This window comes from Lysinibacillus sp. NPDC093210 (genome assembly GCF_044753985.1).
In the GTDB taxonomy this organism is placed as follows: Bacteria; Bacillota; Bacilli; order Bacillales_A; family Planococcaceae; genus Lysinibacillus.
The window spans coordinates 63,757-77,136 of record NZ_JBIVOE010000005.1; the positions used below are offsets into that span (position 1 = coordinate 63,757).

Genomic DNA, 13,380 nt, shown 5'->3' on the forward strand with positions numbered 1-13,380 from the left:
GCAGTACAAGTGGCAAATTCCTAAAATTCTCATTTTTAGTAGTCTCCTTAAAGCGATAGTGATGTCTAAAGATTAGAGTTGCATATGCAGCTCTTTTTGCTTTATCAGGAGCTTTTTATACATAACATACGTATTCAAACTTCTTTATCCATATCAATTTTAAAAGAAACAATAGTTGAGAGTATTCTTTGTTTTGCTCGTTATTACTTATAGAAAAGAAGGGAGGAAGTATCACTTTATGTTTGCATTAATTGAACGGCTACACAAAAAGGATGAATTAGCTTTAAGGGAAGTAGTTTACACATATGGGGGATATGTTAAAGCGATTGTCGTAAAAGTGTTACAACCTAATCAAACCGCTATTGAAGAATGTATAAATGATGTCTTTCTTATCATTTGGCAAAAGAGCTATCAATTTACTGGTAATGAGGATGATTTTAAAAAATGGATAAGTGTTATTGCAAAATATAAAGCAATTGATACATATCGCGCTCTTCAAAATAAGCCAAAAACGACAGAATTATCCCCATCGATATCAAGTGTAAATGCTTTACCAGAAAGTATCTTAGAAGAAAAACTTCAAAAAGAGCAACTGTTTATCAAAATTTTAGACTTAAATAAAACGGATCAGGAAATTTTTTTACTGAAATATTACTTAGGCTATTCCAATGGAGAAATAGCCGAAATATTTGATATTTCTAAAGCAGCTGTCGAAAATCGATTATATCGTGGCAAGCTTAAGTTAAAAGAAGAGATAAGCTGGGGGGTATCAAGATGAGTGAAAAAGATTTTATTCGAATCGATATTGATAAAATTGAACCTGTTGAAATTTCAGATTGGGAAATGAAGAACATAGAGAAACGTATTTTAAGTGTATCAAAGAAACGTACTAATAATAAAATCAAATGGTTAAGTGCTATCGCAATGACAGCAATAATAGTTACTAGCAGTACAATTTGGCTACCTGCAGTGGCTGACCGTCTACCAATCGTTCAGCAATTAATACAAGTAAATAACAGTCCCCAATTACAAGTATTTAGTGACTACGGAACAATTATCAATCAATTAGATGAAAGTAATGGCTCTACAATTGAATTAGCCGAAGCTTTTTTTGATGGTAGCATCATATCGATAAGTTATGAAATGAAACATGATAAACCGATCAATGGAAACCCCTTATTTTGGCTAGAAAAGTTAGAAGTAAACGGGAATACAGTAAACGTACAAAGTCAGCAGATTATTAAAAAAGATGATTATACATTGATGGGAATGTTTACGGCAAGAGTTTCAGATGAGGTGATTGATAAAACAATTACTGTACAATGGAGCCCCAAAGTACTTAAAGGAATGGACTATACAACCCTTATAGAAGGGGACTGGAGTTATCAATTAGAGCTTACACCAACTAAAGCCAATTCCCAAAAGATAAACATTCCATTTGGTAATGAACAATACCAGTTAGTATTTAACCAATTAACAAAAGGAAAATATGCAACGACGCTGTATTATGAGGGTAACCTAGATTGGGATACTGAATATTTAATGATTGACTTGAAAGATAATGCAGGAAATACCTATGAGGATTTAGGTACAACAAGCTTTAAGAGTAATTCAGGACGAGTAAATGGATACATTGAAATATTTGTTCCCGATACCGATATTCATACATTAATTCTTACTCCGACTGTACGAATTGTTGATGAAAAAACATTAACAATGAAAGAAAATATTCAACTACCAATTATTAAAATTCCACTTGAATAACATTATATTTAATATAAACTAAAACAGAGTTATAGGGGTTAGGTAAGATAATTCTAAATACTAAAATTTTTTTGTTATTTTCGTATAACAATTTAAATCATAAGAACGTAAGATAAAATCCCAACCAACGTTATGTTTATTTATAAAAATATTCAAATTATTTTAAAATATAGCATTTTTCTGAGAAACTAGACTCATTTTTTATGAATTTATTTAAATATATTGTAATCAATTAAAATCCTTTATAAAATGGAAGCGAATTCACATTTAAGTGCATGCACGTTTATTAATTAACATGAATTTCTTACTTTTAAGGAGGCATATTAATTATGAAAGCAGCAGTCGTAACAAAAGACAAAAGTGTAAGTGTGGAAGAGAAACAACTCAGACCATTAAGACATGGTGAAGCATTAGTGCAAACAGAATTTTGTGGTGTATGTCATACAGACCTACACGTAAAAAATGCAGATTTCGGTGATGTAACAGGAATCGTTCTAGGACATGAGGGTATTGGTAAAGTTATTGAAGTAGCTGAAGGCGTTACTTCTTTAAAAGTTGGTGACCGTGTATCAATCGCTTGGATGTATGAAAGCTGCGGACACTGTGAATACTGCACGACAGGTCGTGAAACACTATGTCGTGACGTAAAAAATGCAGGTTACACAGTAGATGGCGCTATGGCTGAGCAGGTTATCGTATCAGCTGATTATGCTGTAAAAGTCCCTGATTATTTAGATCCAGCAGCCGCTTCTTCTGTAACTTGTGCAGGCGTTACAACTTACAAAGCTGTGAAAGTATCAAATATCCGACCTGGGCAATGGATCGGGGTATTTGGAATTGGCGGTCTAGGTAACTTAGCTGTACAATACGCTAAAAATGTCTACGGTGCAAAAGTAGTTGCATTCGATATAAATGATGATAAGCTAGCGTTTGCTAAAGAAGTAGGTGCAGACGTGGTCGTAAACTTATTAAATGAAGACCCAATTGCAAAAGCGAAAGAGCTGACAAATGGTAGAGGTTTAGATGCTTCAGTAATTACAGCTGTAGCTAAAACGCCATTCAACCAAGCGATCGATGTTGTAAAAGCTGGCGCACGCGTTGTCGCTGTTGGTTTACCGGTAGATACTATGGATTTAAATATCCCACGTTTAGTTCTAGACGGTATTCAAGTAATAGGCACATTAGTAGGAACACGCCAAGACTTACAAGAAGCATTCCAATTTGCAGCAGAAGGTAAAGTAGTACCGAAAGTAACATTACGTAAAATTGAAGAAATTAATGAAATTATGGAAGAAATGGAACAAGGTAAAATTACAGGCCGTATGGTTATAGACTTTACAAAATAATTGAATTGTTCATTGCAAGACAAGTGTAAATTAAATTTACACTTGTCTTTTTATTGTTTTGGACATTTTTAATTTTAAAATTTACGCCTTTGTCTTTTAAAAATAGTCACGAAATTCAGGGTTATTCCTTAATATAGAAAAATATTTATAATTATTTACATTAGATAAACCATTAAGTACTATTATGTTATACGATATATCGTATAACATAATAGTTTATAGAATGAAAGAAGGTTTGTAACCGATGGCATATAATGGGGGACCGATGACAGAAGCAATGTATTATGTATTACTAGCGTTAATGCGTCCTAACCACGGGTATCAGCTAATGCATTCCATTACAGAAGTTTCGAATGGTCGATTAAAAATGGGACCGGGAACACTTTACGGTGTACTCTCCCGAATGCAAAAAGACGGGCTTATTTCATTGGCAGAAGATGATGGAAGAAGGAAGACCTATCTAATTACAACAGAAGGAGAGCAAGCGCTGCGTTTCGAGTATAGTCGATTAAAAGCATTGATAAAAGATAGCACCATTTTAGAGGAAGGTGATGAGCATGAATAAAATCGTCCGTAAACTTCGACCAAGTGATTATTGGCGCATCGGGGAACATGAATCTTGGTTTTCAGACATGGCTGCAATGGGATTCCATCTGAAAAAGATGGGGTTACATTTCGCCCATTTTGTTAAAGGTGAACCGAAAAAAATGAGGTTTAGAATAGATGTGTCCATAAATAAGAAGATTACGCCAGAACAAATACAGATGTATGAAGAAAGTGGATGGGATTATGTGACAAGCTATAATTTTTTTCACGTATATTCTTCACCCGTTGAACTCAATGCACCAGAACTACATACAGACCCGGCTGAACAATCGTACACATTAAAGGAACTGGATAAGAAATTAGCGATGAATGCATGTATAGCTACTGGTGCCATGATCTTAATGATCGGTATGTTGTCTGCTATTTGGTTTCTTGATGGAACACCTACCCTCATTTTGGTTCAAGGATTGGCTATTCAACAAACTATTGTAACCGCCTTTATCGGATATACGACCTATAATGCGCTACAAGCAGCTTTTTCCATTCGTGCTTTGCGAAAAAATCTTATCGAAGGAAAACCGATTAATCATCATGCCCCTTGGAAAAAGCACTATCGATTAAATTCAACTTTAGCTTTCCTCATTACAGTAGTTATTGGATTGAGTGCAATATTTCCATTGTTACAGCTTGTAAAAGGTGAGACGAAAACATTGCCCAAAGAAAATGTGGATTTACCCATTGTCAGATTAGCAGATGTCGAGAAGAATCCTGCTTTAATTCGAGGAGAAACTTCATATATGAGAGATGATGTTGATTGGGAAAACCGATATACATATAATTGGGGTCCATTAGCACCAGTGCAATATGATACAGATGAAAGTGGGATCGTTCCAGGAGAAATGTGGGAAGACAGGAGTGGTGAATATTCGCCAAGTATTCGTACTGAGGTTTATCAGTTGAGCATATCGGCTCTTACGGATAATCTGATTGCTGATTTAATAAAAAGATATAGGTATGGGGATAGTCATGAAGATTTTGTTGAAATAAAACATCCCCAATTAGATCTTTTGATTGTTCATGAGGAAGGGGCTTCAAAAGAAGTGTTTGCTTCTAATGGGAAAGCAGTTATATACGTTCGTTACAATGGCTATGCAGATAAAAATTCAATAATAGAAAACATAGTAAAGAAGATTCATTTAATATCAGAATAGAGTATATTTCAATTTCTTTTCAACTTATGGAGCAGTTTAGTTAAATAAGATACCTTTCTTCTGTTTTATTGTGCGCCAGCTCATGCTATAATGAGGAACTTAAGATAATTAAGACTTTTTTATATTTGAACGGATGCAAAAAAAGCCTCCGCAGAATGATATAGTACGGAGGTGTAAGTGAATGAATAAACGATGGACGATTGGTAAAATTAAAGAGTTTGTTGAGAACAATACGGAAAGTAAGTTGCTAACGACGGAGTATCACGGATTTTCTCAAAAGTTACTTTTTAAATGTGCATGTGGGAGTAACTTTGAAAAAACATTTGCGAAATTTAAAAATAAAAACCAAAGAAAATGTGATGTATGCCAACCTACAAAAGAGTCACGCTAAACGAAGTGACGATTTTTATAAAAAAAGTTGGCGTAGATTTTTATTATTTTAATTTCAATCACCTTATTCTATAGTCACTTTATAGATGAGGTGATTTTCTTGAATATTTATTACTGAAAAAATAGAATAAGTTGATAAAATATCGTAAGTATAAAGAAAACTATGTGGGAAAAATATGAAGCTAACTTTAACAACAGACGAAGAAATAAACTGCACTCAAAGTATAAAAAATTTAATATAAATAGTATTGATGAACCCTAGTAAGATATACACCATTATGTAAGTATTTAATCGAGTTATAACAGAAAAAGAGGCAAGTGAAATTTTGGGCAGAAATCAGAAATATATACGTTATTAACCATTAAGGAAACGAGAGAAGAAGCCATTCTTTATTCAACCAATGGGGTGCGTTACTTCAATAAGAATTAAACAACTTTATTATTGATCTTTTGCCCAGACATTATTAATTGGACAGAAATTACACCTTTAAAGATCCTTACTAAACCGGAGTTGTTAAAAGAAAAAGAAATTTTCAAATTGAGTAAATATCTATTGCAAATCAAAACATTCAATCATAATATAAGTATATAGTTATATACGTATATGTCACCTTTCTTTAACGAGGTGATTTTATTTAAACTAATATATAAGTAAATGATTATATAAGGGGTGCAGATAAATGGAAAACACACGAATTGAAAAACAATTAAAAGCAACAGCTGATTTGAACCGTCTTAAATTACTTGCATGTATGAAAAATGGGGAGGTATGTGTATGTGATTTTGTGGATGTTTTAGGTATATCACAGCCAGCAGTTAGTCAGCATTTACGCAAATTAAAGGAGGCAGGTATTATAACGGAACGTAAAGTAGGGACTTGGAAACATTACCGTTTAGTAGAGGAACAAACGCCATTAATGAAGGGCATTTTAGAACAAATTAAACCTTTAAACGGTTGCAATTGTGGTACAGATTGTAACCATGTAGGGGGAACGGATAATGAGTAATGAATCTTTAACCAAACAGCTTTCTTTTCTCGATCGTTACCTTACCCTTTGGATATTTGTTGCGATGGGTATTGGTGTTTTATTAAGTATTACGATGCCTAATATTGGTGAAGCACTAGAGTCCATGTCAATGGGCACAACATCGTTACCGATTGCAATAGGGTTAATTGTGATGATGTATCCGCCCTTGGCAAAAGTTAAATATGAGGAAATGTGGCGTGTTTTTAAAGATTGGAAGATTCTTTTACTATCACTTTTTCAAAACTGGTTACTCGGACCCTTTTTAATGTTCTTTTTAGCCATTATCTTTCTTCATGATTATCCAGAATATATGGCTGGACTCATTATGATTGGTTTAGCTCGTTGTATTGCCATGGTCATTATTTGGAATGATTTAGCACGTGGAGACCGTGAATATGTAGCTGGTCTAGTTGCCTTTAACTCTATCTTTCAAATCGCGACCTATTCAATATTTGCTTACTTTTTCTTAAATGTATTACCTGGCTGGTTTGGTTTAGAGAATTTCCATGTTTCCATTTCCATGTGGGAGATTACAAAGAGCGTTCTTATTTATTTAGGCATTCCATTTGCAGCAGGGTTCCTCTCTCGTTGGATAGGGATCAAAACGAAAGGAAAACAGTGGTATGAAGAAAAGTACTTACCGAAGATTTCACCACTTACCTTAATAGCACTTTTGTTCACGATAGTGATGATGTTTGCCTTAAAGGGCGAGCAATTAGTCAAACTTCCACTCGATGTATTAAGAATTGCAATTCCATTATTTATCTACTTTGTGATCATGTTTGCTGTTTCATTTTTCTCTTCACGTAAAACTGGCGCATCTTATCCTGTCACAGCAGCTCTTTCTTTTACAGCTGCAAGTAATAACTTTGAATTAGCGATTGCTGTGGCAGTTGGCGTCTTTGGCCTTCATAGTGGGGTGGCATTCGCCGCTGTTATTGGTCCACTGGTAGAAGTACCTGTTCTCATAGGTCTTGTTTGGGTTGCCTTACGTTGGCAACAAAAATACTTTAAAACCAATAAATTATAAGGAGCAATCCTTATAAACTTTTTAAAATAAATGTATAGCTAAATGCTTTTTATATAAGTAAATGCTTATGTAAGAATAAAAGAGGAGCAATTAATTATGAAATCACTAAAAGTAATCAATCAAAATGGATCTTGTTGTACGTCTGCTACCGATATAAAGGTACAAAAGGGCAATAATAATTCCAAAAATAATTTACCCATTGTAATAATTGGCGCAGGCCCAATTGGTTTAGCTACAGCAGCTCATTTAGTAGAACAAAAGCAGGCATTTATTTTACTAGAGGCAGGACAGGAAGTAGCACATAATATTCGAAGTTGGGGGCATGTTACGTTATTTTCTCCATGGCGATATAACATCAATAAAGCTGCCAAAGCTTTATTAGAGAGTTCCGATTGGGTCCAACCTAATTTAGATACGTTACCTACAGGACATGAATTAATTGATTTCTATTTAAAACCTTTGTCAGAGTTAGGACAAATAAAACCTAACATTCAATTAAACGCAAAAGTAGTAGGGATTTCACGACAATATAATGATAAGATGAAGACAAAAAATCGAGTAAATCAATCCTTTAACGTTTATGTTGAAAAAGAGGACGACATCAAGGTCATAGAGGCGAGAGCTGTCATTGATGCTACAGGTACCTGGGGCAAACCAAACCCAGCGAATTCTACAGGTGTTTGGCTACAAAATGAAAAAGCATTAGCAAATCACATTGAGTATGGTATTCCAGATATAAGTTCGAATTGTAAGAGATATGCCGATAAGAAGATTGCTGTTATTGGTGGTGGTCATTCAGCAATCAATACGTTATTGTCACTTGCAGAATTACAAAAAGAAAATCCTTCAACAAAGTTAATATGGATTATGAGAAAAAATTCTGTAGAAGAAGCCTATGGTGGCGAAGAAAAAGATGCATTAGCAGCACGAGGTGCACTTGGTGTACGTATTCATGAATTAGTAGATACAGGTAAAGTTGAGGTAGTAACACCATTCTATATTTCTCATGTTAAAAAAGAAGAAAAAATTAATATTATTGGTACTTTAAAAGGTAAACAATACGTATTAACAGGATTCGATGAGCTTATCGTCAATGCAGGTAATCGACCTGATTTTTCATTGAACAGTGAACTGCGCCTATCTATTGATTCAGCAACTGAAAGTGTGCAAGCATTAGCATCACTAATTGACCCTAATGAGCATAGTTGTGGAACAGTACGAGCACATGGAGAAGAAATACTAAGACAACCAGAAAAAGGCTTCTATATTGTCGGTGCAAAAAGTTATGGCCGCGCACCAACATTTTTAATGGCAACAGGCTATGAACAAGTCCGTTCAATAACATCTTACTTATCTGGCGATGAGGAAGCATCAAAACGTGTGGAATTGGATCTTCCAGAAACAGGCGTATGTAGTATTAATCTTGTCAATCAATCAAATACTTGTTGTTAATTTATCGACTGTTAGTGAAAGCTAACAGTCCTTTTTAGAACAATAAGAAGGAAATGGGATAGTAGGGGATGAAGGACATCATGCAATATTGCGTTTGTAGCTGAAGACCGCAATAGGTAGGTTGGATTGCCATTTCACCAGTCTCTACACACGTTGCTGGATAATTTAATAAGGATTAAATATAGGAGCTTGTTAAATGAGTTTTTGTTCATTTATAGCAACAAATCATGAAATGCCAGAAGTTGAAACAAAACCGAAGACTATTACTGTTAAGGAAACTATTGAATTAGAAGTAAAACCATATGAGTTGGTACCTTGGGGGAAAAAGGACCCCAATGCCCAAATATTATTTGTTGCAAATGTAAATGACTTACTTAAATGAATTAGACATTAAAAAGGACGCTTACTATGATGTAAGTGGATATACAAGTTATCCATGCATTTATGAAGTAAATTTTATCTATTCAGAATCGAGAGCAAAGCATTTATTGGCGTACCTCAGAGAAAAAATTAAATAAGGACAAATAGTAGAACTTTGGAGAGTATGGATTGGTCATGACGATATGAAATAAATATACCGTATACTAGATGTTACTATGAAGAATTATCTCTAAATCAACTGGTACAAATGTACAATTGGAACCATGAAAAATATAAAGAACAATATTGTATAGTTTTAGAACGATAATAATAAAAGAGCTCAAGTGACTTATTCAAGTCCTTTTAACGTTTTATTGCTCGTAGAAGGTATTTATTTTGTGTTGTGAGAGTGATTGGCTACGGTACGCATTACTGGAACTCGATACGTCATATTGCGTTTAGTTTTATGGTTAAAATAAATTACATTAAAATTGAACTGCAAATGGACGAGGACATGAATTTACTGAAAAACGAAAAGGTATTAAATAAGCAATTTTTTAGAAGATATCTGGACATTCTTGTAAACATTAAGAGATAAGAAAATCCAGACAAATAAGAAATAGTTGTGAATGGATAAGAACAATCTCAGTTGGATAAAATATTTGTGAACTTAAATAAGTTCAAATTTCAAGGATGGAGAGGACTAAATATGTCATCTGAAATGGAAGAAATACATCGTACTGGTCGAGACATTAACGACGTAATTGTACATTTTGGTGGGCAAGCTGAGAGTGTTTTTAGTTCATTGGCTGAACCAGCTCGAGTTTCAATACAAAAGAAAGCAGACGACCTAGCTGCACAGTATCTTGATAGTAATCCTAATCCAGACTATTATGATTGTGTTGAAATTGTAGCAGGGGGAGTTTTGACAGCAGGGAACGAAATAAAGGCTAGCAGTGGTTCTTGGGGAGATTCAGTAGATGCAGCACTAGAGGCTGGTGTTGGAACTCCAGCAGCAAAAATAGCTTGTAAAAGAATAACGATGCCTGAACATTAATTTTTGAAAAGCGTAGGCTTAACAAGCTTATGCTTTTTGCTATTTATGGATTTCCTTTATCCTCTCCGCAATAGTAATTTTAGTTGTTTGAACATTTTTGTCCAAAGTGTTGCAAGTTCTTCATTATATACAGCAAACTGAAGAATGCAACGGAACATATATTTTAGATTACTTAATGACTTAAGAGCTTTATTGTATTCTCTGTAACAATCTTACGTATTCGGTCGAATAGCAATAAATTTGCATAAAAAACGCAGCTAATAGATAGCTACGCTTGATAGTGGAAAAACGTTAACTCATCAAATTGTGAACGTGAGCTTCAATGGATTTAAGTTGATCTTTGTTAATTTTACTATGAGGTTGTGGGTGAAACCATTGAACTTCATTATCATGAAAGATTCCTCGATAGTCATTCCCCTCAATGTTTATTTTAAATTGAAAACGTTCGTGAATGTTGCCTTCAAACAACGGTTTAATTACCTCAAAATTTTGTAGCAAAATGACAGCTCCTTTCTTCTTTTTTGTTGAATTTTTAGTATTCCCTGAACTAATTTGCTTATGTCCTCGTATTAACAACGTAAAATTAAAGAATAAGGCGAAAAAGATTAGAATTTCATAAGAATAAAACAACCAAGTATATCTTTTAAATTCATAACTTAAAAGATACATACATATATGAAGATGTAGAAGCATTAATTATATCTATTATCACGTATTATACATTGAAGAGTAATAATGGTATTTTATAAATAGATAGACTTTTCACTTAATTTAAAAAAGTAGGAGGTTTCATTATGGTATCTTTTTCTAAACCAGATGTAGAACAGTTTTTACGAACATTTTCGATTGGTGATTTTGCGGTTAGTCCAGATGAAAAACAACTAGTTTTCAGTACAAATTTAAGTGGCAAGTATAATTTATGGGCCATGAATTTACCAAGTACGTTCCCGACGCCACTTACTTTTATTGACCAAAGCTGTCATGGCCTTCTCTATGATAAACAAGGGCGGTTCATCATTGCTGGTTTTGACCAAAATGGAGACGAAAATACGCAATTTTATGGACTTCCGCTTCAAGGTGGGACAATGAAGAAAATTATTTATGAAGAAGGAACTCGCAATATGGGACCAATTTTATCAGAAGATGGTACCAAGCTTTATTATACATCTTCGAAAGGAAACCCAACGTATTTAAATGCTTATGTCTATGACTTGGTGACTGGCGAGGAAAAAACAGTTCTTGAGGGAAAAGATGCGCCCACTTTTTTACTCGATTTTAGCCCGAATGAAAAGGTAGCCCTCTACTATAAACATTTTGCTAATACGTATACTCTCTTATACGCCAAACGAGGAGAGGAACATATTCTTCTGACACCGCTAACAGATCAGCAACATACGGTCAGTGACGCAGTTTTTGTATCCGATGAGCTTATCTATTTATTAACGAATTACGATGCTGATTTTACGTATTTGGCTTCGTATAATTTAGAGACAAATGAGTTTGTAAAATTGAAAGATTTGGAGAATGAAAGCTTTACTACGTTGAAATATAACAAAGAAAAGCAGTGCCTGTATTTAATCAGTGAAAAAGGAGTAGAAGATCATTTATACATGTATGATTTGCTATCGAATAATTGGAAAGAATTAGATTCACCATGCAGTGTCATCGAAAAACTTATAGTTACAAAATCCGATAGTTTGTATTTATTAGGAAGAGGGGCTACAAAGCCGCATAATATTTATCAACTGAAGGAAAATGGATGGACATCTTTAACGGAATACACAGTTCCAGGTGTAAATCAAAGCGAATTAGTTGAGCCAGATGTGATTACTTATTCTTCCTTTGATGGACTTGAAATAGAGTCCTTATTTTTCAAAGCTAAAAAGGAAAATGATAATGGTGAAATCATCTTTTGGCCGCATGGTGGTCCGCAAGCTGCAGAGCGTAAATTTTTTAGAGCTTCCTTCCAATTCTTTTTAAATCAAGGGTATAGCATCTTTGCTCCAAATTTCCGTGGTTCTACAGGCTATGGGTTGGCTTTCATGAAAATGGTAGAAGGAGATTGGGGACACGGTCCACGCCTCGATAATGTAGCTGGACTCGACTGGCTTATAGAAAATGACTACGCGGAAAAAGGTAATATTTTATTGATGGGGGGAAGTTATGGGGGTTACATGGCCTTATTGCTTCACGGTAGACATGCTGATTATTTCAAAGCCGTAGTGGATATATTTGGTCCATCTGATTTGTTCTCGTTTATCAACTCGGTTCCTGAAGACTGGAAGCCAGTTATGGATCAATGGGTAGGAAACCCTGAAAGAGACAAGCAAAAACTCATTGAATACTCACCATTTACGTATTTAGAAACTATGGTGAAACCAATGCTAGTTATCCAAGGAGCGAATGACCCCCGTGTTGTGAAAGAGGAATCTGATCAAATCGTACAAGCTTTAAGAGATAAAGGTCGTGATGTCGAGTACATGCTTCTTGAAGACGAAGGACATGGATTCTCTAAAAAAGAAAATGAAATTGCTGTTTATCAAAAAATCCTCTCATTTTTGAATCAATTCGCTGAATCTAAAGTGAAAGCGTAATTTATGCGTTCATTGAAAAAAGAACACCCGACTGAGAAGATACTATGAGAAAATTTAAAAAATCTTTCTTTAAGAAAAGATTGGAAGTTAAATAAAAAAAGACTAGGTTCTACTATGATAGGACCTAGTCTCAATTGAATAAGCTAAATGCTCTATAGTCCAAAGTGTTTTCGCATTTTACTACCATGGGTATTTTGATATGTATGTTGAGCAGTCATTAGATTTTAAGTAAATATCATAATGTGATTAATATCCATTACAAGACATTTTTTTGAAAATTTTTATTATTTTTTGGAAAACTTTATTATTACTTAATATGTGAGCTAATAAGAATAAGTGTAATTCCTGTAAATAGGCAAATGATTCTCGCCACAGGAATTTTATCAGCTAGTCCAAATAATGCAATTGCAGTCGTGACGATTAAAACTGTTGGGCCAACCAATGCAAGCATTGTATTAATATAGAAAGCTTTTTCTAAACTATTAAACTTTAGCATCAAAAATCCAGCACTTACTTCAATACTTCCAGACAGTACGCGTAAAATAACCATAGCAAGAAGAGATTTTTCAATAATAGTCATCATCCTATCTTTATAGAAAATT

14 protein-coding genes are annotated in these 13,380 nt (G+C 34.2%); 12 read left to right on the forward strand and 2 right to left on the reverse strand.

Translation table 11 applies throughout. The annotated features are described in order from the left end of the window. Positions 1-238 precede the first annotated feature (238 nt). The 11 genes from ACIP9C_RS13590 (at position 239) to ACIP9C_RS13640 (ending at position 10,184) form a co-directional block, all read left to right on the forward strand. Entirely contained in the window at positions 239-778 is a 540-nt protein-coding gene (locus ACIP9C_RS13590; protein WP_401011375.1) for a sigma-70 family RNA polymerase sigma factor, read from the forward strand. After that, complete coding sequence (locus ACIP9C_RS13595) at positions 775-1,764, forward strand: DUF4179 domain-containing protein (protein ID WP_401011377.1); 990 nt, start codon at positions 775-777, stop codon at positions 1,762-1,764. The genes ACIP9C_RS13590 and ACIP9C_RS13595 overlap by 4 nt, the downstream gene beginning before the upstream one ends. A 329-nt stretch (positions 1,765-2,093) precedes the next feature. Beyond that, positions 2,094-3,110: an alcohol dehydrogenase AdhP gene (gene adhP, locus ACIP9C_RS13600; RefSeq protein WP_401011378.1), complete on the forward strand. Its 1,017-nt coding sequence runs from the start codon at positions 2,094-2,096 to the stop codon at positions 3,108-3,110. 244 nt (positions 3,111-3,354) lie between these two features. Next, positions 3,355-3,675 (forward strand): PadR family transcriptional regulator, encoded by a 321-nt coding sequence (locus tag ACIP9C_RS13605; RefSeq protein WP_401011380.1) that lies wholly within the window; start codon positions 3,355-3,357, stop codon positions 3,673-3,675. Further along, the gene (locus ACIP9C_RS13610; RefSeq protein WP_401011381.1) at positions 3,668-4,867 is read left to right on the forward strand and encodes a DUF2812 domain-containing protein; all 1,200 of its coding nucleotides are present in this window, start codon (positions 3,668-3,670) and stop codon (positions 4,865-4,867) included. The genes ACIP9C_RS13605 and ACIP9C_RS13610 overlap by 8 nt, the downstream gene beginning before the upstream one ends. A 181-nt stretch (positions 4,868-5,048) precedes the next feature. Further along, positions 5,049-5,258, forward strand: coding sequence for a hypothetical protein (locus ACIP9C_RS13615; RefSeq protein WP_401011382.1), 210 nt, complete (start codon positions 5,049-5,051; stop codon positions 5,256-5,258). Between the two features lie 679 nt (positions 5,259-5,937). After that, entirely contained in the window at positions 5,938-6,264 is a 327-nt protein-coding gene (locus ACIP9C_RS13620; RefSeq protein WP_401011383.1) for an ArsR/SmtB family transcription factor, read from the forward strand. Beyond that, entirely contained in the window at positions 6,257-7,315 is a 1,059-nt protein-coding gene (gene arsB / locus ACIP9C_RS13625; protein WP_401011384.1) for an ACR3 family arsenite efflux transporter, read from the forward strand. The genes ACIP9C_RS13620 and arsB overlap by 8 nt, the downstream gene beginning before the upstream one ends. Before the next feature lie 96 nt (positions 7,316-7,411). Next, entirely contained in the window at positions 7,412-8,767 is a 1,356-nt protein-coding gene (locus ACIP9C_RS13630; protein WP_401011385.1) for an NAD(P)-binding domain-containing protein, read from the forward strand. A gap of 196 nt (positions 8,768-8,963) precedes the next feature. Next, positions 8,964-9,149, forward strand: a complete 186-nt coding sequence (locus ACIP9C_RS13635; protein WP_401011387.1) for a hypothetical protein — start codon at positions 8,964-8,966, stop codon at positions 9,147-9,149. A 687-nt stretch (positions 9,150-9,836) separates the two neighbouring features. Continuing rightward, a complete protein-coding gene (locus ACIP9C_RS13640; RefSeq protein ID WP_401011389.1) occupies positions 9,837-10,184 on the forward strand; it encodes a hypothetical protein in 348 nt (115 codons plus the stop codon). A gap of 291 nt (positions 10,185-10,475) precedes the next feature. Here the strand turns inward: ACIP9C_RS13640 and ACIP9C_RS13645 are convergent, their stop codons facing one another. Beyond that, positions 10,476-10,682 carry a DUF5342 family protein gene (locus tag ACIP9C_RS13645; RefSeq protein WP_401011391.1) on the reverse strand — a complete coding sequence of 69 codons (207 nt, stop codon included), beginning with the start codon at positions 10,680-10,682 and terminating at the stop codon, positions 10,476-10,478. Between the two features lie 296 nt (positions 10,683-10,978). Here ACIP9C_RS13645 and ACIP9C_RS13650 point away from each other — a divergent pair, with 296 nt between their 5' ends. Further along, entirely contained in the window at positions 10,979-12,778 is a 1,800-nt protein-coding gene (locus tag ACIP9C_RS13650) for a S9 family peptidase (RefSeq protein WP_401011393.1), read from the forward strand. Between the two features lie 307 nt (positions 12,779-13,085). On the opposite strand, the gene ACIP9C_RS13655 is transcribed toward ACIP9C_RS13650, so the two are convergent. Further along, positions 13,086-13,361 (reverse strand): YqhV family protein, encoded by a 276-nt coding sequence (locus ACIP9C_RS13655; RefSeq protein ID WP_401011394.1) that lies wholly within the window; start codon positions 13,359-13,361, stop codon positions 13,086-13,088. Between the last annotated feature and the right edge of the window lie 19 nt (positions 13,362-13,380).

Coding starts and splice junctions, on each gene's coding strand:
- ACIP9C_RS13590 (WP_401011375.1), top strand. CDS start 239: ATGTTTGCATTAATTGAACGGCTACACAAAAAGGATGAATTAGCTTTA.
- ACIP9C_RS13605 (WP_401011380.1), top strand. CDS start 3,355: ATGGCATATAATGGGGGACCGATGACAGAAGCAATGTATTATGTATTA.
- ACIP9C_RS13620 (WP_401011383.1), top strand. CDS start 5,938: ATGGAAAACACACGAATTGAAAAACAATTAAAAGCAACAGCTGATTTG.
- ACIP9C_RS13635 (WP_401011387.1), top strand. CDS start 8,964: ATGAGTTTTTGTTCATTTATAGCAACAAATCATGAAATGCCAGAAGTT.
- ACIP9C_RS13610 (WP_401011381.1), top strand. CDS start 3,668: ATGAATAAAATCGTCCGTAAACTTCGACCAAGTGATTATTGGCGCATC.
- ACIP9C_RS13615 (WP_401011382.1), top strand. CDS start 5,049: ATGAATAAACGATGGACGATTGGTAAAATTAAAGAGTTTGTTGAGAAC.
- ACIP9C_RS13650 (WP_401011393.1), top strand. CDS start 10,979: ATGGTATCTTTTTCTAAACCAGATGTAGAACAGTTTTTACGAACATTT.
- ACIP9C_RS13640 (WP_401011389.1), top strand. CDS start 9,837: ATGTCATCTGAAATGGAAGAAATACATCGTACTGGTCGAGACATTAAC.
- adhP (WP_401011378.1), top strand. CDS start 2,094: ATGAAAGCAGCAGTCGTAACAAAAGACAAAAGTGTAAGTGTGGAAGAG.
- ACIP9C_RS13630 (WP_401011385.1), top strand. CDS start 7,412: ATGAAATCACTAAAAGTAATCAATCAAAATGGATCTTGTTGTACGTCT.
- arsB (WP_401011384.1), top strand. CDS start 6,257: ATGAGTAATGAATCTTTAACCAAACAGCTTTCTTTTCTCGATCGTTAC.
- ACIP9C_RS13595 (WP_401011377.1), top strand. CDS start 775: ATGAGTGAAAAAGATTTTATTCGAATCGATATTGATAAAATTGAACCT.
- ACIP9C_RS13655 (WP_401011394.1), bottom strand. CDS start 13,361: ATGATGACTATTATTGAAAAATCTCTTCTTGCTATGGTTATTTTACGC.